The following is an 18818-nucleotide window of genomic DNA, read 5'->3' as shown; positions in this document are numbered from 1 at the left end:
CATCCTCGTACGGATCACCCCGCCGCGTCACCATCAACAGCCCGTACGTTCCTGTCGCTTTACGGTCCGTTGCCCGCGGCGCGGCCGGCCGGGCCGCGGTGCCGCGCCCGGCCGGCCGTGGTCACGGTGGCGGTCCCCGTACTGCGCGGGTGGCCCGCGCCCCGGCCGTCAGCGGCGGCCGGTGCCGTCCTGGACGCGGACGCTCTCACGGGACTCCGGCCGGGCGGCGGGCACACCCGCCGGGCGGGCCGTGATCACGAGCGTGCCCTCCTCTATCTGGTAGTCCAGCGGCAGGCCGAGACCGCGCATCGCCGCCACCATCCCCGTGTTGGACGCCTGGGTGATCGCGTAGACGCTCTCGCAGCCGGCCTCGTCCGCCATCGCCACCAGCCGGCGCAGCAGCTCCGCGCCGATACCGCGCTGCTGCCAGGTGTCCTCGACCAGCAGGGCCACCTCGGTCTCGTCGCCGTCCCACAGCAGATGGCCGAGCGCCACCAGCCGGCCGGAAGCGGTCTCCACCGCGAGGGTGCGGCCGAAGCGCGGGCTCAGCAGGTGCCCGAGGTAGCGGTCCGCGTCGCCCACCGGGCCGTGGTAGCGCAGCGCCAGGGTCCGGGGCGAGCAGCGGTCGTGCATCTCGCGGGCCGCCGCCAGGTCGGAGGTGTCGGCCCGGCGGACGGTGATCTCGTTGCCCTCCGGGAGCGTGAGCACCTCACGCCGCGGCGGCACCCGCTGGCCGAGCCGGGCGTCCAGCTCGACCAGCGCGCGGACCCGCGCGAACTCGGTGGGGGTGAAAGGCAGCTGCGGCCTTTCGATGGTCAAGGACCCCCCGGAGGGATCGCGGAACTTCATGGTGTGGTCCTCCAGTACGCCCTCGGCGGGCACCTGCTCGGCGAGCGGCTGACCGGTGAGCGAGCGGGCGGGTACCGAGTGGATCGTGCAGCGCCCCAGCAACTGGCGCAGTGCGAGCGGGAGTTCGGCGGAGTCGAGAGCCGTACGGGTCGCCAGGCCCAGCATCCGGGTCGGCGCGTCCACGAGGTCGTGCGCGTCGGCCCGCTCCAGCCAGCTGTGCCGGCCGCCCGCGCCGGCCACCGTACGGGTCAGCTCCCCGGGAGCCAGCGAGCCGGGCGCGCGCAGCAGGAACTCGTCGACCGTGCCGTCGGACAGCGGGTGGGTCTGCAGGCTGAGGATGTCCACCTGCCGGGCGGCCAGCGCCGTGCACACCTCGGCCAGGCTGCCCGGCTCGTCACGGACCGTGGTCCGCATCCGCCACAGCGTCGTCTCCCGGCCGCCGGCCCCGGGGGCCCGGTCTCTGGGGGACGCCGCCGTGGCGCCGGTATCGGTCGGCGGCGGGGCGTTTTCGTGGCGTCGTGACCACCAGACGTGGAAGACCGCCGTGGCCAGCAGGGCCACCGCCGAGGCGCACAGCAGCACCGGGCCCGACGGGCCGTGGGCGACGATGTTGGCGACGGCGTCGGCCACCGCCACGGCCGTGAAGAGGGCGGCCAGCTCGATGACGTCCCGCCGCCAGTGGTGGCGACGGGAGGAACGCGCAGAGGATGCTTCAGTCATGCATACAGCCTGGCCGACAGGTGTTGCCTGATCGCCAACACTTTGTGTCCGACGGGTAAAAGACGCAATCGGCGCATTCGTTTCTACTGTCCTACCCGTCCCGGTTGGAGCACCTTGCTGAACAACACCTCTCCGCCCTCCTGACGCAACCGCACCGTCAACTCCCCGCTGCCCCCGTCGATATCGATCTCCCCGAAGTACTGCGGGCTCTCCGCGGGGGAGGTATTGGCACGGTCCGGTGCCTTGATGAACGCCTGCTCGGGCCCGAAGGTTCCATCAAGCTTCACGGCCTGGAACCCGCCCGCGTTCAGCGGCCCCGACACGAACTCCCAGAACGGCGCGAAATCCTTGAAGGCGGCCCGCTCCGGTGCGTAGTGCTGCGCCGACGTGTAGTGGACGTCCGTTGTCAGCCACACGGTGCCGGTGATGCGGGCGTGCTTGATGTGCCGCAGCAGCTCGGCGATCTGCAGCTCGCGCCCCAGGGGAGCGCCCGGATCACCCTGTGCCACCGCCTCGAAGTCGGTCTTGCCGTCGGGGACGACCAGGCCCAGCGGCATGTCGGAGGCGATCACCTTCCACACCGCCTGCGAGCGGGACAGCTCCCGCTTGAGCCAGCGCAGCTGCTCGGCGCCCAGGATGCCCTGCGGATCGTCGGTCTGCCGGTCGGGCGAGTTGGCGTTGCGGTAGCGGCGCATGTCCAGCACGAACACGTCGAGCAGCGGGCCGTGGCGCACCACCCGGTAGACCCGGCCGCCGCCGTCCGGCCGCAGCGTCCGGATCGGGAAGTACTCGCCGAAGGCGCGCAGCGACCGCGCGGAGAGCACATCGGCGTCCTTCTCGGTGTACCGGTCGTCCGCCAGCAACTGCCCCGGATACCAGTTGTTGTGCACCTCGTGGTCGTCCCACTGCGTGATCGTGGGCACCTGGGCGTTGAACCGGCGCAGATTGTCGTCCAGCAGGTTGTAGCGGAACGCGCCACGGAACTCCGCGAGCGTCTCGGCGACCTTCGCCTTCTCCTCGGTCGTCACGTTCCGCCAGATCCGGCCGTCCGGGAGCGTCACCTTCTCGGTGATCGGGTTGTCCGCGTAGATGTTGTCGCCGCTGCACAGGAAGAAGTCCGGGTTCCGGCGCCGCATGTCCTCGTAGATGCGGTAGCCGCCGCGCTCCGGGTTGATGCCCCAGCCCTGGCCCGCGAGGTCGCCCGACCAGTGGAAGCGGACGTCCTGCCGCCGGTCCCCGGGGGCCGTACGGAAGGTGCCGGTGACCGGCTCGCCGGACCGCCGGGGGTCGTCCGGGTCGGCCAGCAGCACCCGGTAGTGGATCTGCTCGCCGGCCGGCAGACCGTGCAGCGAGGTGACGCCGGTGAAGTCCGTCCCCGCCCCCAGCACCGGCCCGTGCCACGTCCTGGCGTTGCGGAACGACTCGGTGGCCGCGGTCTGCACCACCATCCGCGCCGGCCGGTCCGCGCGCACCCACACCAGACCCGAGGACGTGGTCACGTCCCCGACCTGCACGCCCCAGTCGGCGCCCGGCCGACCGCTGCGGGCCTGCGCCGGCGCGGCGCCGGAGAGCACGGGCAGCGTCAGCGCCGCGGAACCCGCCGCCGCGCCCTGCAGCAACGACCGCCGTCCGAAGCCGCCGTCGGATCCCTGCGCCATCTGAAACCTCCATGCCTCGACCGGACTCGGTGATGACCTGTTCGTATCGGTGTTCGGTGCCGGGTGGGGGAACGGCCGGTGAACAGCGGCCCGTTCGGTCCCGGCCGCACCCCGGGGCGTGGGTCCCGCGACCCACCGGACCCGGGCCATGGTCGCAAGACCATCGGCCGATCGCCAGGATGCGACCGGGACGTTTACGGTCCCGGTACGCGCCGCCGCACGGCGGCCCCGAGGAAGGTGACCGGACGCCGGGTGGCACCTGGAGCTGACCTTCGACCCGACCGGCACGCACCTGCCCTCCCCGACGGCCGACGACCTGCTCGTCGTCTACCTGGGCGAGGAGGTGCCGGCCGAGCTGATCGAGCGGCTGGAGCGCGTCGGCGGTACGCGGGTCGCGGCGTACAACCCGTACTGGGACGAGTGGGGCGTCACCCTGGAGGACCCCGACGGGTACCGGCTGGTGCTCTCCCGCCGCGACTGGTCCAACTCCTGAAGCGGCAGCGGCTTTCGTAGGTCAGGACGACGTGTGCCGCGGCCGTGCGGTCGCCGTGGCACGCGTCGCACCGCGCCGTTTCCGCTGGACAACGCGGAGGTGGCCCGCTGGGATGGAAGGGTGCTGAAGGAAACCGCGACCGACGTCTTCGAAGACCACCGCCCCGTGCTGTTCGGGGTGGCCTACCGCATGCTCGGCCGGGTGGCCGACGCCGAGGACGTCGTCCAGGACGCCTGGCTGCGCTGGACGGGCGCGGACCGGACCCAGGTGCGCGAGCCGCGCGCCTTCCTCGTACGGATCACCACCCGGCTCGCCATCGACCGGCTGCGGCAGGTCCAGGCGCGCCGCGAGTCCTACGTGGGGCCCTGGCTGCCGGAACCGCTCGCGACCGACACCGTCGGCACCGCGCCGGACGGCGCCGAACGGACGGTGTTCGCCGAATCCGTCACCCTCGCCGTCCTCGTCGTCATGGAGTCGCTCTCCCCGCTGGAGCGCGCCGTGTTCGTGCTGCGCGAGGCATTCGGCTATCCGTACGCGGAGATCGCCACCATCCTGGACCGCAGCGACGCCGCGGTGCGCCAACTGGCCGGCCGGGCCCGCAAGCACGTGGAGGACGGCCGGCCGCGCTACGAGGTCGACCCGGAGCAGCAGCGCGATCTGACCGAGCGGTTCCTGGCCGCGGCGGCCGGCGACGATCTGCAGGGACTCCTCGCCCTGCTCGCGGCGGACGCCCGGCTGGTCGGCGACAGCGGCGGCAAGGCCAAGGCGCCGCTGCGGGTCATCGAGTCCGCGGACAAGATCGCCCGCTTCGTCTTCGGCGTGGCCCGGTCCGCACCGCCCGGACTGGAGTTCACCATTCGCGAACTCAACGGCGGTATCGCGCTGTTGGGGCACATCGGAGAGGTGCCGGACTCCGTCATCCAGCTCGGCGTCAAGGACGGCCGGATCCAGACGATCTACATCGTGCGCAACCCCGACAAGCTGGGGTCGCTGGCAACCGGCTGAGCGACGGCACGCAGCCCGTTTCCGGGGGCTGTGGAGCACCTGGCGCCCCGTCGCGCAGCAGCCGCGCGGCGGGGTGCCACGTCGATCCGGGGCCGGCGGCGAGCCCGTGCCGGCCGCCGCCTCCGAGCGCCCGGGCGGCCTCCTGCGCCCTCGCCCAGGGCTCCTGCGCCCTTGCCGGGCCGAGGAGTTCGGTGACGCACCAGGTGACGCGGCGCCATGCCACCTGCCCTCTCGTCGCGCCGCGCGTCGCCGACCGGCGCCTGGTCGGGCGAGGTGTGCAGCACGGTGAGCACGGCCGTGCGGGGGGAAACGGATGCGGGATTGGTCTTGACCAAGGGTGGAGGCAGCCATATCGTCGGGATACTGCAACAACCTTTAATAAAGAAGCGCTCATAAACGGACGCGCACGTACGGGGCCCGTCACCACACCCCGCGTGCGGGCCCGGCTCCATGGGAGTGCTGCCCCGCGGGGCAATGGCCAGTGCGGAGGACAGGGTGGGGACCACGCAGCTCGAAACGGCGCCGGAACCGAAGTACTGGCACCTCAAGACCGTGCTCAGCGAGGCGCTGGACTCGGAGTTCGCGGTCGGCGAGATTCTGCCCAACGAACGCGAGCTGGCGGCGCGCTTCGGCGTCGCCCGGGCCACGCTCCGGCAGGCGCTCGAACAGCTGGAGCTGGAGGGCAGGCTGCAGCGGCGCCGCGGCGTGGGCACCACGGTCGCCCCGCCGCGCGTCGGCGTCGCCGTCGACCCCGCCCGGCACACCTGGCCCGGCGCCCCCGGCGACGACTGGCAGCCGGTCGACGCCGCCACGAGCGACACCGTGCCCGCGCCGGTGGCCCGTCTGCTGGAGACCGCCCCCGGCGAGCAGGTGCACATCGTGCGCCGCAGCCGGGTCACGCACGGCCAGCCCGTCGCCGCCGAACTCCTCTACGTCCCGGCGGCCACGGTCCCCGACTGCACGGCGGCGGCCTCGCTCAGCGCACCGGGAAGTGCCCGGGCGGTGCTGCGCGCGCTGCAGGAACGGGAACTGGACGGCCAGGACCGCACGGTGGAGCTGGGTTCGGCCCGCGCGGAGGACGCCAAGGAGCTCGACCGGCTGCCCGGCGCGCCCGTCCTCGTCGTGACGACCCGCTACGTCTCCGCCGGCCGCCCGGCCGCCGTCGCGGTGTCCACGTACCGCGCGGACACCTGCCGGCTGACCTTCGGCGAGACCGACGCGATGCCGCTGCTGGCCGGCTGAGCCGCCGCCCTCCACGGTCCTGTGGCCGGCGGACGGGCGCCGGCCGCCGGGCCGCCATCAGCGTGAGGCCGAGCAGTGGGCCCGCCCGCAGCCACATCCGCCGTATCCGCCCGCCGGTTCACCTGCGGGCCGTCACCGTGCCCTCCACCGCGAAGAGTTCGCCCTCCACATGGTCCAGGGCGAGCCGCAGCGCGCCGGTGGCGACCGCCGCCTCGCCCAGCCGCGACAGCGCGACCTGCGGGGGGCGCAGGCAGTAGCGGGCCAGCTCCTCGCGCAGCGGCGCGAGCACGCCGTCCAGCCCGGCCGCCCAGCCGCCGATCACCACCAGCTCGGGGTCGAGCGCCAGCACCAGCGCCGCGACGTCGTGCACCAGCCGCCGGATGAAGCGGTCCACCGCGTCCCGGGCCCGCGCGTCGCCGTCCCGCGCCGCCGTGAAGACCGTGGCGACCTGCGCCTCGTCCAGCGGGTGCAGCGGCGTGCCGGTCGTCGACAGCAGCTTCTCCGGCGTCGCCTCACGGCCGAGCAGGTGCAGCGCACCGATCTCCCCGGCGGCCCCGCCGAAGCCGCGGTGCAGCCGCCCGCCGATCAGCGAGCCGGCACCGGGGCTCAGCCCCGCCAGGACGAACACGATGTCGTCGGAGCCGGCCGCCGCGCCCTGCCAGTGCTCGGCCACCGCCGCCGCGTTGGCGTCGTTCTCCACCAGTACCGGGCAGCGGAACGAGCGTCGCAGCCGGTCACCGAGCGGCAGTCCCGTCCAGCCCGGCAATGCCGTGCCCAGCCGTACCGTGCCGTCCGCCTCCACGATGCCGGGGGTGGCCACCCCGACGGCCCGCAGCGCACTGCGCGGCACGCCCGTACGACGCAGCAACTCGGCCACCACCGCACGGACCCGTTCCAGCCGCTCGTCCGCCGGCGCGGACTCCTCGACCGCGCGCTGCGCGGTGTCCCGCACCCGCCCGCTCAGATCGGCCAGCAGCGCCGAGATCCGGTGCGGACCGATCTCGATGCCCAGCAGGTGCCCGGCCTCGGCACGGAACCGGAAGCGGCGGGCCGGGCGCCCCTGGCGCCGCGCCTCGCCCTCCTCGGCGGGCACCTCGACCACCAGGCCGGTCTCGATGAGTCCCTCGACCACGCCCTCGACCGTCGGCCGGGACAGGCCCGTCACCTGGACGAGGTGGGTGAGCGTGGGGGAGTCCGCGGCGCGCAGTGCGTGCAGCACCACCGCGGAGTTGATCCGTCGCAGCAGGGAGGGGTCCCCGCCGGTGAGCCGCCCCAACGTCCGTCTCCCTAGCTTGCCGTGTCTGGCGGATCGTAGCCGGTCAGGGGGTGTGCGGCGAGCCCCCCGTGGCCGGGTCGGGCCTAGGGGAGCGCCGCGGGCCGATCTCCGGGCCACCTCCTAGCCCGGCGTGACGAAACCCGACTCGTACGCGGCGATCACGGCCTGGGTGCGGTCCCGGGCGCCCAGCTTCCCCAGCACCGAGCTGACATGGGTCTTCACGGTCTCCGCGCCGAGCACGAGGGCCGCGGCGATCTCCGCGTTCGACAGCCCCCGGGACATCAGCCGCAACACCTGCCGCTCCCGTTCCGTGAGCGCCGCCCGGTCGAAGTCCGCCCGGGCCCGGTCGTTGCGGCGGCCGGCGGCCATGGTGCGCAGCGTCGCCGGGAGCAGCAGCGAACCACCCTCGGCCACCAGCCGTACGGCGTGCACGATTTCGGCCGGCCGGGCGCGCTTGAGCAGGAAGCCGTCCGCGCCCGCCCGCAGCGCCTCGTAGACGTAGTCGTCGTCCTCGAAGGTGGTGACGACCAGGATCCGCGGTGGCTCGGGCACCGAACGCAACACCGCGCGCGTCGCCTCGATGCCGTCCAGCAGCGGCATCCGCACATCCATGGCGATCACATCCGGCCGCAGCCGCCGCACCAGCGGGACGACGGCCGCACCGTCGGCCGCCTCACCTGTCACCTCGATGTCGGGCTGCGCCTCCAGAATGGCCCGCAACCCGGTTCTGACCAGCGGCTCGTCGTCGACGAGGAGTACGGATACCGGCACCGGATCACCTCAGCCGGGCCAGCGGGAGCCGGGCGTGCACCCGCCACTCGCCGTCCTCGTCCGGTCCGGCGACGGCCTTGCCGCCCAGCAGCGCCGCCCGTTCGCGGAGGCCACGCAGCCCGCGGCCGACGGCGGCGGGTGCCGGGGAAGCGGGCATCGGGTTGCGCACCTCCAGTTCCAGCGCGTCGGCGTCGGCGGCTATCCGGACGGACACCGGCACCGGGCCGGCGTGCCGCAGCACGTTCGTCAGGGCTTCCTGCACCATCCGGTACCCCTCCCGGGACACCGGGCCGGGCAGCGCCGCCAACGGGCCGCTCAGCTCGGCGCGTACCGTCGAGCCCGCGGCCCGCGCCGACTCCAGCAGGCGCTCCGCGTCGGCGAGCACCGGGCGTGCGGCGGGGTGCGGCACGTCCTCGCGCAGCAGCCGCAGCGCCCGTTCCAGATCGGTCAGCGCCTGCCGTCCGGTCTCCTCGACGGCAGCCAGCGCCCGGTCGGTGAACTCCGGCGAGCCGGCGGCCCGGGCCGCGCCGGCCTGGAGGACGGTCACGGTCAGCGCATGGCCGATCGAGTCGTGCAACTCCTGGGCGAGCCGGTTGTGTTCCAGGATGCGTTCCGTACGGGCCTCCAGCACGGCCAGCCGCTCGGCGGCCGAGGGCCCCAGCAGCCGCCCTGCCGCGGCGGCCATCAGTGACCCCGCCCACACGGCGACCGCCAGCAGCACCACGAGCGGGAGCGGTACGAGCAGGGCGTACCACCCATGAGGTGCGTCGATCGCCGGCAGACCCCGGAAGTGCGTGCGGTGACCGGCGGCGGCCTGGAGGAACGCGAAGCTCAGTACAGGGAGTTGCACGGTCAGGGCGGACACCGGCACCCCCACCGCCAGCCGCAGCAGCAGCCATCCGGCCGTCCGGCCCCGATCACGCCAGGAGAGCGAGGGGCTCGTGGAGATGCCGGTTCCGGCCCGCTCCTCGGGCCCTTGCGGGCCCGGCGTCAGCAGCAACTGCGCCTGGAGGCCCTCGACGCGCCGGACCGCGGGTATCAGCGCGGCCGCGAGGAGCACCGGCACGGGCAGGACCGCGATCCACAGCCACACCTCCATGCCGGTCGAGCGGAACGTCCCGCCGTGCACGAAGCCGGCCAGGGTCCCGGCCACCGAGGCGATCAGCTGGTGCAGCCAGCGCGTGTAGGTGACGGCCCGGGTGAGCGGACGGAACACCGTCGAGAGCGAGAAGGACACCCCGTCATCGTGCCAGCGGCCACTGACAGCGCACCTCCCCCGGCAGGGGGAGACGGTCCTGGCGGCGGGGCAGGCGGGAAGGACCTGCGGGACAGCGGAGACGTCGGCCGAGGAAACGTCAATTGTCAGACCCCACCGGTTTACTGAAGGCATGACGCTTGACGAGCAGCTGACCACGATCGACGCGCTCCGCCTGCGGGACTTCCCCGACCGGCGGGGCCGCTCCGCCCCGGTCGAGAGCGGTCCGGGCTTCCACATAGCCGGGCTGCGGGTCAGCGGGGAGTTCTGGGACGCCGACCCCGCCGAGGTGGCGGAGGCCGAGGAGGACTTCGAAGCCGCGCTGACCGCGCTGGTGCAGGCGCTCTCCTTACGGTGGGGCCGGCCCGCGCTGCTCGATCTCACCCCCGCCCTGGAGCGGATGACCGTCGGGCTGCCGGTGCGGCCGCCGCTCGACACGCTGTGCGGCTACGTCCCGCGGATGCACGGGTGGCGGGTGCGGGACCGCTGGGTCGGCGTGGGGGTGGGGCAGGGCGGCCGTGAGCTGCCGCTGCAACTGCTGGTGGCGGTGGGGGAGGGGGACGTGGCCACGCCGGCGGTTTCCGGGGCCCGGTGACGGGTCGTCAGCGGTCGAAGGCGGGCGCGAGCGCCGCGCTGACGAGGAGGTGGGGCGCGCCGGTGCCGTCCGCGGGCACGGTCCACAGATCGGAGCCGAAGTCGCCGGGCAGCGAATAGACCAGGGTGTGCCCGTCGCGCCAGACGGCCTGGTCGTCGACGTTGCGGTGTTCACCGGTCGCGGTCTCGCGCAGACTGCGCAGGTCCAGCACGTACAGCCGCCACGGCGCGTCCGGATCGGCGCCCCGGACCCGCTTCTTGTACGCGATGCGGGTGCCGTCGGGGGAGAGCGAGGGGCATTCGACGTTGCTGTGCAGTGCCCGGAGGGTGCGGGCGGTGCGGTCGCCACGGACGAGGTACGTCGTCCCGCCGGTCGCGGCGGTGGCGTAGAAGTGCGTGTCGTCGGCGAAGGTGACGCCCCAGACGTTGATGTCGGCCGTGTGGACCCGGTGCCCGTCGACGGTCAGCGCATAGGTCTCCAGGTTGGCGTCCAGGTGCCAGGAGCGGGTGTCGAGGACCGAGGTACGGGTGGAGAAGGCGGTTCCGGCGTAGGAGTCGCCGCTGACGAACACGGTCCAGGCGACGGTGCGGCCGCTGGGAGAGACCCGCGCCCGGGTGGGGGTGCCGGCCAGGTCGTAGCGGCGCAGCGCGTGCAGCCGGCGGTCGAGGACGACGGCGCGGTAGCTGTCACGGAGTTCGCCGTGCACGGCCTCGAGGCAGATGCCGGTGCCGGCGGCCGCGTGGAAGCGCAGGCAGCGGACGCCGGACGCGGTGCGCGGGCCGGACAGTCGGCCGGCCGGCACCGCGGTGATCTCGTCGCGGTGCGGCCCCCAGGCCATGTTGCGGAAGAAGGCGCGGTGCGGGTCGTCGAGCCGTACGGCCCCGGGGGTCACCGCCGGCCCGCCGGCCTGCGCACGGTCCTTGCGGGCGGCGCGCCCCGCGGCGTGCAGGGTCGCGCCGACGGCGACCGCGCCCAGGACGACCACGGTGACGAGCAGGACCACGAGGCGGGAGGTGCGATTCATGTGACGGGCTCCGAGAGGGGGACGGCGGGTGCCGGTACGCGCCGCAGCAGCCGGGCGCTGAGGGCGGCGGCGAGGGCGAGGCCGCCGGTGGCCAGCCCCAGGGCCCAGCGGTCGCCCCACGCGGTCCAGGCCGCGCCGAAGGCGAGCGAGCAGCCGAAGCGCGCCGCGGCCTGGCCGGTCTGCACGACCGCCAGCCCGCTGCCGCGCACCTCTTCGGGCACGGCATCGGCGGTGGCCGCGGCCAGCACACCGTCGGTGGAGGCGTAGAAACCGCCGTGCAGGGCGAGCACCAGGCAGGTCAGGACCGTGGACCCGCCGAGCGGGGCGAGCAGCAGCCCGTAGGCGGCCAGCAGGGCGAGATGGCCGAGCAGGAACAGCCGGCGGCGGCCGATCCGGTCGGCGAGCGCGCCCAGCGGCACGGCCAGCAGCAGGAAGGCCGCGGCGGTGCCCAGCGGCAGCAGCGGGAACCACGCCTCGGACAGGCCGAGCCGGCGCTGGAGAGTGAGATAGAGAAAGGAGTCGCTGACCGTGGTCAGGCCGAGCAGGACGGCACAGCCGGTCAGGCGGCGCACCGCCGGCCGGCGCAGCAGGCTACCCACCGTGGGGCGGGCGGCGGTGTCCGGCCGGGGCGTCACGGAGGTCCGCGCGCGGCCGGGGACGAAGAGCAGCAGGACGGCCACGCCGAGCGCGGCCACACAGCCGCTGACCGTGAACACCGCGTCATAGCCGTCGGCCGCGGCGCGCAGCACGAGGAACGCGACCAGCGGTCCGAGCAGCGCGCCCGCGGTGTCCATCGCCCGGTGCACCCCGAACGCCCGCCCCCGGGTGGCGGGTTCGCAGGACAGCGAGATCAGCGCGTCGCGCGGTGCGGTGCGCAGCCCCTTGCCGGTACGGTCCGCGGCGAGCACCGCACCGATCAGCGGCAGGGTGTGCACCATCAGCAGCAGGGGTTTGCACAGGGCGGACAGCCCGTAGCCGAGCGCCGCCACGGTCTTGTGGCCGCCGCCCCGGCCGCGGTCCGACGCCCGTCCCCCGATCAGCCGGACCAGCGCGCTCACCCCGTTGTACACCCCGTCCAGCAGCCCGAACCCGAGCGGCGACAGCCCGAGTTCGGCGACGAGGTACAGCGGCAGGACCGCGGTGACCATCTCCGAGGAGATGTCGGTGATCAGACTGACGGTGCCCAGTACGAGCACGGTGGCGGGCACGGCAGCCCGCGGCGGCCGGCCCGGGCGCGCGCCCGAAACGGCCGCCGCGGGAGTGGCGCGGCGGTCTGCGAGATACACGTTCAGCTCGCCCAGATGCCGCTGATGTCCTTGGCGTTGGCGGCCTTGCCGGCGTGCGAGGTGCCGTACATGTCCTCCAGGGTGCGCAGCACGTCGTAGTGGTTGTAGGTGGTGCCCGACGTCGAGCCGGGCGTCACCTGCTGGCCGTAGAACACGGTCGGGATGCGGTTGCCGCTGAGCCGGTTGTCCTCGTCGAAGGTGAGCAGCAGCAGGCTGTTGTGGGTCTTGGCCCAGTCCGCATAGCTCTTGAGGTGGTCCTTCAGCCAGGTGTCACCGGTCGACACCGAGCGGTCGTGCATATCGCTGCACAGGTTCGGCACGACGTAGGAGACGGTGGGCAGCTTGGTGAAGTCGGTGGGGAAGGCGTCGAAGGTGTGTGCCGTGTTGGCCGGCACGTTGCTGAAGCCGAACCAGGGGTTGTGCTTCTGCGCGTACTTGCCGGACTTGCAGGTGGTGGAGCCCTCGGCCGGCAGCGACTCGTTGTAGCTGGCCCAGGACTTGCCGGCCGCGGTGACCTCTGAGGCGAGGTTGGGGGCGCTGCTGAAGCCCGGGGTGACGCAGCTGTCGTCGGTGACGCCCTGGGTGTCGCCGGAGAACATGGCGTAGTAGTTGGGCTGGCTGGGGTGGGTCTCGGCGTACGAAGCGGTGAGGCTCGCGCCGCCGGAGGCCAGGGAGTTGATGTACGGGGCGCTGGAGCTGCCGATCACCTGGTTGTACGCGTGGTTCTCGAAGACCACCACGACCACGTGGTCAGGGGTGGGCACGGCGGCCGCGGCCGGTTCGGCGCCGAAGCCGTTGCCGGCCCAGATGCCGAGCCCGGCGGCGGCGAGACCGAACGCCCCGGCGAGCGCGGTGAGCCGGTGGCGCCGCGAGCGGCGGACGCGGTGCGAGGACGAGGACGGCGAGGGGGACGGAGCAGGCACGGGGGCCTCCGTACGGAAGTGGGGGTACGCGGGCGGCGACAGCGTAGAGCTGTCACCGTGGCATGTACACGCCTTCAAGGTGACGCGCAGCCGAACGGCAGCTGAGCGGCCGGGGCGAAGGTCCGTACGGTCCGCAGAAGGCCCCGGTTCCTCCATTCAAACGCGCCCGCCGCGCCCCCGCCCGCGGAGCCCTATGCGGGGTCGACCTCCGCGAATGCCGCCGCCCGCAGCCGCCCGTACTCCTCGGCCATCGTCTGCAGTGTCCAGTGGGCGTTGAGACCGCTGGGGTTCGGCAGCGCCCAGATGCGGGTGTCGCCCAGCGTCCGCTCCTGCGGCCCGATCGCGGCGTGCTTGTCGTCAAAGGCGACGCGGTACGCGGTGACCCCGGCGACGGCCAGCCAGCGCGGCCGCAGCCGGGCCACCTTCTCGGCCAGCAGCCGCCCGCCCTCGCGGTACTCCGCGGCGGTCAGCTCGTCCGCCCTGGCCGTCGCCCGGGCCACGACGTTGGTGATGCCGAGGCCGTGCGCCGGCAGCTCCTCCTGCTCGTCGGGCCGGAACCGGCGGGGCGTGAAGCCTGCGGCGTGCAGCACCGGCCAGAAGCGGTTGCCGGGCCGCGCGAAGTGGTGGCCGGTCACCGCCGTCATCAGCCCGGGGTTGATTCCGCAGAACAGCACGTGAAGGCCGCTCGCGACCACGTCAGGGACGAGGCGGTCGCGAGCGGCTTCCAGTTCTTCGGGGGTGAAACGCACGACGGTCCCGTCAGAGGATCGCGCCCGGGGTGTAGGCCGCCGCCTCCGGGTGCTGCTTGGCGACTTCCTCGATCCGGGCGACGACGGACGCGACCTGGGCGGCCGCCGCGCCGGTGAAGGAGAGCTTGTCCGCCATCAGGTCGTCCAGCTGCGGCTTGTCCAGCGGGATCCGCGCATCGGCGGCCAGCTTGTCCAGCAGCTCGTTGCGCTCGACGCCCTGCTCCCGCATGGCCAGCGCCGAGGCGACCGCGTTCTCCTTGATCGCCTCGTGCGCCTCCTCGCGGCCCACACCGGCGCGTACGGACGCCATCAGCACCTTCGTCGTGGCGAGGAAGGGCAGGTAGCGGTCCAGCTCACGGGCGACGACCGCCGGGAAGGCGCCGAACTCGTCGAGCACCGTCAGGAACGTCTCCAGCAGGCCGTCCAGCGCGAAGAACGAGTCCGGCAGGGCGACCCGGCGCACCACGGAGCAGGACACGTCGCCCTCGTTCCACTGGTCGCCGGAGAGCTCACCGGCCATCGACGCGTAGCCGCGCAGGATGACCATCAGGCCGTTGACGCGCTCGCAGGAGCGGGTGTTCATCTTGTGCGGCATCGCCGACGAACCGACCTGGCCGGGCTTGAAGCCCTCGGTCACCAGCTCGTGCCCGGCCATCAGCCGGATCGTCTTGGCCAGCGAGGAAGGCGCGGCGGCCAGCTGCACCAGCGACGTCACCACCTCGTAGTCCAGCGACCGCGGGTAGACCTGGCCGACGGACGTGAACGCCTGCCCGAAGCCGAGGTGGCCGGCGATCCGCTGCTCCAGCTCTGCCAGCTTGTCCGCGTCGCCGCCCAGCAGGTCCAGCATGTCCTGAGCGGTGCCGACGGGGCCCTTGATGCCGCGCAGCGGGTAGCGGGAGAGCAGCTCCGTGAGGCGCGCGTACGCCACCAGCAGCTCGTCGGCCGCGGTCGCGAAGCGCTTGCCCAGCGTGGTGGCCTGGGCGGCGACGTTGTGCGAGCGGCCGGCCATCACCAGCTCGGCGTGCTGGGCGGCCAGCGAGCCCAGCCGGGCCAGCACGGCGACCGTACGGTCCCGCATCAGCTCCAGCGACAGCCGCACCTGCAGCTGTTCGACGTTCTCGGTCAGGTCGCGGGAGGTCATGCCCTTGTGGACCTGCTCGTGGCCGGCGAGGGCGTTGAACTCCTCGATACGGGCCTTGACGTCGTGCCGGGTGACCTTCTCACGCTCGGCGATCGACGCCAGGTCGACGTTCTCCAGGACCCGTTCGTAGTCGGCCAGCGCCTCCTCCGGGACCGCCACCCCCAGGTCCTTCTGTGCACGCAGCACGGCAAGCCACAGCTTCCGCTCCAGCTTGACCTTGTATTCGGGGGACCACAGCACAGCCAGCTCCGCGGAGGCGTAGCGGCCGGCCAGGACATTGGGGATGCGAGGCTTCGCAGACACAGCAGTCACGTGGTCAGAGTCTACTGGCGATTCCCGCAGGCCAGCGCCCCGCCCCAACCTGTGGTTTCCTACAGGCCCCGCACCGGCACCGGCCGGAGTCCGGCGACGGATGCCGGCTCACGCCCCCGCGCGTCCCCACCCCGTCACCGGTCCGGGGTCCGTGTGGTCCGCCGGGCTCACCCAGAACGCTCCGCCCGGCTCAGGACCGGCGTGCGCGCCCGTCCGGCCGTCCCCCGAGGACCGGCCGGTGAGCCGCCGCCCTATCCACGGCACCAGATGCTCCCGCGCGAACCGCAGATCCGCGGCCCGGCGGGCACCCCAGCCCGGCGCCACCGCGGCCGGCAGCGGCGCGTCCCAGTCCGATGCGGCCGGCAGGCCGAGCGCCTGCCAGACGGCCTCCGCCACGCGGCGGTGCCCCTCGGCGTTCAGATGCAGCCGGTCGTCCGCCCACAGCCGGGCGTCGGCCAGCGCGCGGGACCCGTACAGGTCCACGACCACCGCTCCGTGCCGTACGGCCAGCTCGTCGATCCGGGCGAACAGGCGCTCCATGCGCGGCCGGAAGCGTTCCAGCACCGGGCCCTGCCGCGCCGGACTGCGCATCAGCACCAGTTGGCCGCCACCCCTGGCCAGCAGCCCCGCGGCGTCCTCCAGCGTGGCGCACACCTGCTCCACGTCGCACTTGGGCCGCAGCACGTCGTTGAGGCCGCCGACCAGCGTCACCAGGTCCGCGCCCATCGAGGCCGCGGGGCCGCACTGCTCGTCGGCGATCTGCCGGATCAGTTTGCCGCGCACCGCGAGATTGGCGTAGCGGAACCCGGGGCTCAGCGCGGCCAGCCGGGCGGCGAGCAGGTCGGCCCAGCCGCGGTACGAGCCGTCCGGCAGGCCGTCCGACATGCCTTCGGTGAAGCTGTCGCCGACTGCGACGAAACTGGTGTAGGGGGCATTCATCTCCATGAAGCGATGAGTTTAGTGGCCCACGTTTTCGGCTTCTGGAGGTGGTCGGTGGGGGCGGGCGTCCGCCCTCCGGTGCCGGTGTATCCGCCCCCTGACCTGCTGGGGGCTAAAGAACCAGCTCCCGCAGTACGTCCTCCATCGTCACCAGTCCCGCCAGGCGGCCGTCGTCGCCGATCACCGCGGCAAGGTGGGTGCGGGAGCCGCGCATCGCGGTCAGTACGTCGTCCAGTGGCGTCGCGGCCTTGACGCGGGCGATCGGGCGCAGCGCCGAGACCGGGAACGGCTCATGCCGCGGGGTGGCGTCCAGTGCGTCCTTGACGTGCAGGTAGCCGAGGATGCGGCGGGTCTCGTCGACGACCGGGAAGCGGGAGAAGCCGGACTCGGCGGCCAGCTGCTCCAGCTCCTCGGGGGTGACCCCCATCCGGGCGTGGACGACCTTCTCCACCGGCAGCACCACGTCCCGGACCGGGCGGCGGCCCAGTTCCAGGGCGTCCCGCAGCCGGTCCTGGGCCCGTTCGTCGAGCAGTCCGGCCTGCCGGGAGTCCTCGACCATCCGCGCGAGCTGGGCGTCCGAGAACGTCGCGGTGACCTCGTCCCTGGTCTCCACCCGCAGCACCTTGAGCAGCGCGTTGGCGAGCGCGTTGATCGCGAAGATCACCGGGCGCAGCGCCCGGGTCAGCGCGACCAGCGGCGGGCCCAGCATCAGCGCACTGCGCACCGGCTCGGCGAGCGCGACGTTCTTCGGCACCATCTCGCCGAAGAGCATGTGCAGATAGGTCGCCAGGGACAGGGCGATCACGAACGAGATCGGGTGGACCAGGGTCTCGGAGATGCCCACCGCGTTGAACACCGGCTCCAGGAGATGCGCGATGGCCGGCTCGGCGACCGCGCCCAGCACCAGGGTGCACAGCGTGATGCCCAGTTGGGCGGCCGCCAGCAGGGCCGAGACGTGCTGCAGTCCCCACATGACACTGGTCGCGCGGCGGTCACCGCGCTCGGCGTACGGCTCGATCTGGCTGCGGCGCACCGAGATCAGGGCGAATTCGGCGCCGACGAAGAAGGCGTTGACGACCAGCGTCAGCAGGCCGACGAAGAGCTGTAGCGCGGTCACCGGCCGGCCTCCGTCCTGTGCTCGTCGGTGCTGTTGCCCGGCAGCGGCGCGTGCAGCAGCACCCGCGCCGCGCGATGGCCGGAGGCATCCAGGACTTCCATGGTCCAGCCGGCCACCTCCAGGCGGTCACCGGCGGCCGGTATCCGGCCCAGTTCGGTGGCGATCAGGCCGGCGAGGGTCTCGTACGGGCCGTCCGGCAGCCGCAGGCCGATCCGCTCCAGCTGGTCGGTGCGGGCCGCGCCGTCGGCCTGGTAGACCTGCCGGCCCTCGGCGTCCGTGCCGGCCGGTGCCAGGTCGGGGGTCTCCAGCGGGTCGTGCTCGTCGCGGACCTCGCCGACCACCTCCTCGACGATGTCCTCCAGCGTCACCACACCGGCCGTGCCGCCGTACTCGTCGATGACCACGGCCATGGTCCGCTTGCCCGACAGCCGGTCCAGCAGCCGGTCCACGGTCAGCGTGGCGGGCACCAGCAGGGGCTCGCGCAGCAGCTCGGAGGCCGGGTGGCGGGGGCGGCGCTCGGCCGGGATGGCCAACACGTCCTTGATGTGCGCCACGCCGACGACGCTGTCCAGGCTGCCGCGGTAGACGGGGAAGCGGGACAGGCCGGTCGCGCGGGTGGCGTTGGCGACGTCCTCGGCGGTGGACTGCACCTCCAGCGCCACCACCTGCACCCGCGGCGTCATGACGTTCTCCGCGGTCAGGTCGGCGAGGTTGAGGGTACGGACGAACAGCTCGGCGGTGTCGGCCTCCAGCGCGCCTTCCTTGGCGGAGTGCCGGGCCAGCGCCACCAGCTCCTGGGGGCCGCGGGCCGACGCCAGCTCCTCGGCGGGCTCCAGGCCCATCCGGCGCACCATGTGGTTCGCGGCATTGTTCAGGTGCCGGATGAACGGCCTGAAGGCGCGGCTGAACCCGCGCTGGGCGGTGGCGACCCTTCTGGCCACGCCGAGCGGGTTGGAGATGGCCCAGTTCTTCGGGACCAGCTCGCCGACCACCATCAGGACGACCGTGGAGATCGCGGTCCCGAGGACCAGGGCCAGCGACTCCGCCACGGAGGGCGGCAGCCCGATCGCGTCCAGCGGTCCGGCCAGCAGGGTGGCGATCGCCGGCTTGGAGAGCATGCCGATGACCAGGCCGGTGACGGTGATGCCGAGCTGGGCTCCGGAGAGCTGGAAGGTGAGGTTGCGGACCGCCTTCAGGGCGCTGTCCGCGCCCCGGTCGCCGCGCTCGGCGGCCCGTTGGAGGTCGCTGCGCTCGACGGTCGTCAGCGAGAATTCCGCCGCCACGAAGACACCGCAGGCCAAGGTCAGCAGGAGTGCCACGGCCAGGAGGAGCAGGTCGGTCATCGAGTCACCTCCGTCCCATGATCGAACAGGATCGGGAGGTTCGCGCTGTGTCGCCGCGGTGTTCGACAACTGGGAGGCTCGCCCATGACTGGACGCTCACACACCTTTCATCGGGGAGAG

The 18818-nt window shown here is 73.3% G+C and carries 16 protein-coding genes and 1 pseudogene; 4 read left to right on the top strand and 13 right to left on the bottom strand.

Annotated elements, in window-relative coordinates; all coding sequences use genetic code 11:
- Positions 1 to 168: 168 nt before the first annotated feature.
- Both OO62_RS22145 and OO62_RS22140 read right to left on the bottom strand, forming a co-directional pair.
- Positions 169 to 1569 (bottom strand): GNAT family N-acetyltransferase, encoded by a 1401-nt coding sequence (locus OO62_RS22145; RefSeq protein ID WP_033269272.1) that lies wholly within the window; start codon positions 1567 to 1569, stop codon positions 169 to 171.
- A gap of 83 nt (positions 1570 to 1652) precedes the next feature.
- A complete protein-coding gene (locus OO62_RS22140) occupies positions 1653 to 3227 on the bottom strand; it encodes an alkaline phosphatase D family protein (RefSeq protein WP_033269271.1) in 1575 nt (524 codons plus the stop codon).
- A gap of 241 nt (positions 3228 to 3468) precedes the next feature.
- On the opposite strand from OO62_RS22140, the pseudogene OO62_RS22135 reads away from it, so the two are divergent.
- The 3 genes and pseudogenes from OO62_RS22135 to OO62_RS22125 all read left to right on the top strand — a co-directional run.
- A pseudogene (locus tag OO62_RS22135) lies at positions 3469 to 3720 on the top strand (VOC family protein); the annotation flags it as partial.
- Between the two features lie 120 nt (positions 3721 to 3840).
- Entirely contained in the window at positions 3841 to 4725 is an 885-nt protein-coding gene (locus OO62_RS22130) for an RNA polymerase sigma-70 factor (RefSeq protein WP_033269270.1), read from the top strand.
- 495 nt (positions 4726 to 5220) lie between these two features.
- Positions 5221 to 5967 carry a GntR family transcriptional regulator gene (locus OO62_RS22125; RefSeq protein WP_033269269.1) on the top strand — a complete coding sequence of 249 codons (747 nt, stop codon included), beginning with the start codon at positions 5221 to 5223 and terminating at the stop codon, positions 5965 to 5967.
- Positions 5968 to 6085: 118 nt separating this feature from the next.
- On the opposite strand, the gene OO62_RS22120 is transcribed toward OO62_RS22125, so the two are convergent.
- From OO62_RS22120 to OO62_RS22110, 3 genes are all read right to left on the bottom strand, one after another.
- Entirely contained in the window at positions 6086 to 7243 is a 1158-nt protein-coding gene (locus OO62_RS22120; RefSeq protein WP_033269268.1) for an ROK family transcriptional regulator, read from the bottom strand.
- Positions 7244 to 7363: 120 nt separating this feature from the next.
- Positions 7364 to 8014: a response regulator gene (locus tag OO62_RS22115; protein WP_033269267.1), complete on the bottom strand. Its 651-nt coding sequence runs from the start codon at positions 8012 to 8014 to the stop codon at positions 7364 to 7366.
- Between the two features lie 4 nt (positions 8015 to 8018).
- Positions 8019 to 9251, bottom strand: a complete 1233-nt coding sequence (locus OO62_RS22110; protein WP_033269266.1) for a sensor histidine kinase — start codon at positions 9249 to 9251, stop codon at positions 8019 to 8021.
- A gap of 151 nt (positions 9252 to 9402) precedes the next feature.
- Here OO62_RS22110 and OO62_RS22105 point away from each other — a divergent pair, with 151 nt between their 5' ends.
- Positions 9403 to 9864, top strand: coding sequence for a hypothetical protein (locus OO62_RS22105; protein ID WP_033269265.1), 462 nt, complete (start codon positions 9403 to 9405; stop codon positions 9862 to 9864).
- A 7-nt stretch (positions 9865 to 9871) separates the two neighbouring features.
- Here OO62_RS22105 and OO62_RS22100 read toward each other — a convergent pair whose 3' ends face one another.
- From OO62_RS22100 to OO62_RS22065, 8 genes are all read right to left on the bottom strand, one after another.
- Complete coding sequence (locus OO62_RS22100) at positions 9872 to 10888, bottom strand: PD40 domain-containing protein (protein ID WP_033269264.1); 1017 nt, start codon at positions 10886 to 10888, stop codon at positions 9872 to 9874.
- On the bottom strand, positions 10885 to 12174 hold the full coding sequence (locus OO62_RS22095) for an MFS transporter (protein ID WP_033269263.1): 1290 nt from the start codon (positions 12172 to 12174) through the stop codon (positions 10885 to 10887). Before OO62_RS22095 ends, OO62_RS22100 begins: the two co-directional genes overlap by 4 nt.
- 2 nt (positions 12175 to 12176) lie before the next feature.
- Positions 12177 to 13097: an alkaline phosphatase family protein gene (locus OO62_RS22090; protein ID WP_033269262.1), complete on the bottom strand. Its 921-nt coding sequence runs from the start codon at positions 13095 to 13097 to the stop codon at positions 12177 to 12179.
- Positions 13098 to 13288: 191 nt separating this feature from the next.
- A complete protein-coding gene (mug, locus tag OO62_RS22085) occupies positions 13289 to 13846 on the bottom strand; it encodes a G/U mismatch-specific DNA glycosylase (RefSeq protein WP_033269261.1) in 558 nt (185 codons plus the stop codon).
- A gap of 10 nt (positions 13847 to 13856) precedes the next feature.
- A complete protein-coding gene (purB, locus tag OO62_RS22080) occupies positions 13857 to 15290 on the bottom strand; it encodes an adenylosuccinate lyase (protein ID WP_033269260.1) in 1434 nt (477 codons plus the stop codon).
- A 117-nt stretch (positions 15291 to 15407) separates the two neighbouring features.
- Positions 15408 to 16244, bottom strand: coding sequence for an SGNH/GDSL hydrolase family protein (locus tag OO62_RS22075; RefSeq protein WP_033269259.1), 837 nt, complete (start codon positions 16242 to 16244; stop codon positions 15408 to 15410).
- A 106-nt stretch (positions 16245 to 16350) separates the two neighbouring features.
- Positions 16351 to 17355, bottom strand: a complete 1005-nt coding sequence (locus tag OO62_RS22070) for a hemolysin family protein (protein WP_033269258.1) — start codon at positions 17353 to 17355, stop codon at positions 16351 to 16353.
- On the bottom strand, positions 17352 to 18698 hold the full coding sequence (locus tag OO62_RS22065; RefSeq protein ID WP_033269257.1) for a hemolysin family protein: 1347 nt from the start codon (positions 18696 to 18698) through the stop codon (positions 17352 to 17354). The genes OO62_RS22070 and OO62_RS22065 overlap by 4 nt, the downstream gene beginning before the upstream one ends.
- Positions 18699 to 18818 lie beyond the last annotated feature (120 nt).

The organism is Streptomyces lydicus, from assembly GCF_000717345.1.
In the GTDB taxonomy this organism is placed as follows: domain Bacteria; phylum Actinomycetota; class Actinomycetes; order Streptomycetales; family Streptomycetaceae; genus Streptomyces; species Streptomyces lydicus.
The sequence above is the reverse complement of the archived record's forward strand: the minus strand, read 5'-3'. Positions and strand labels throughout refer to the sequence as shown.

What these genes read in the sequence shown, in the direction of transcription:
- OO62_RS22075 (WP_033269259.1), bottom strand. Translation starts at nt 16,244, where the DNA reads ATGGAGATGAATGCCCCCTACACCAGTTTCGTCGCAGTCGGCGACAGC.
- OO62_RS22065 (WP_033269257.1), bottom strand. Translation starts at nt 18,698, where the DNA reads ATGACCGACCTGCTCCTCCTGGCCGTGGCACTCCTGCTGACCTTGGCC.
- OO62_RS22140 (WP_033269271.1), bottom strand. Translation starts at nt 3,227, where the DNA reads ATGGCGCAGGGATCCGACGGCGGCTTCGGACGGCGGTCGTTGCTGCAG.
- OO62_RS22100 (WP_033269264.1), bottom strand. Translation starts at nt 10,888, where the DNA reads ATGAATCGCACCTCCCGCCTCGTGGTCCTGCTCGTCACCGTGGTCGTC.
- OO62_RS22145 (WP_033269272.1), bottom strand. Translation starts at nt 1,569, where the DNA reads ATGACTGAAGCATCCTCTGCGCGTTCCTCCCGTCGCCACCACTGGCGG.
- OO62_RS22105 (WP_033269265.1), top strand. Translation starts at nt 9,403, where the DNA reads ATGACGCTTGACGAGCAGCTGACCACGATCGACGCGCTCCGCCTGCGG.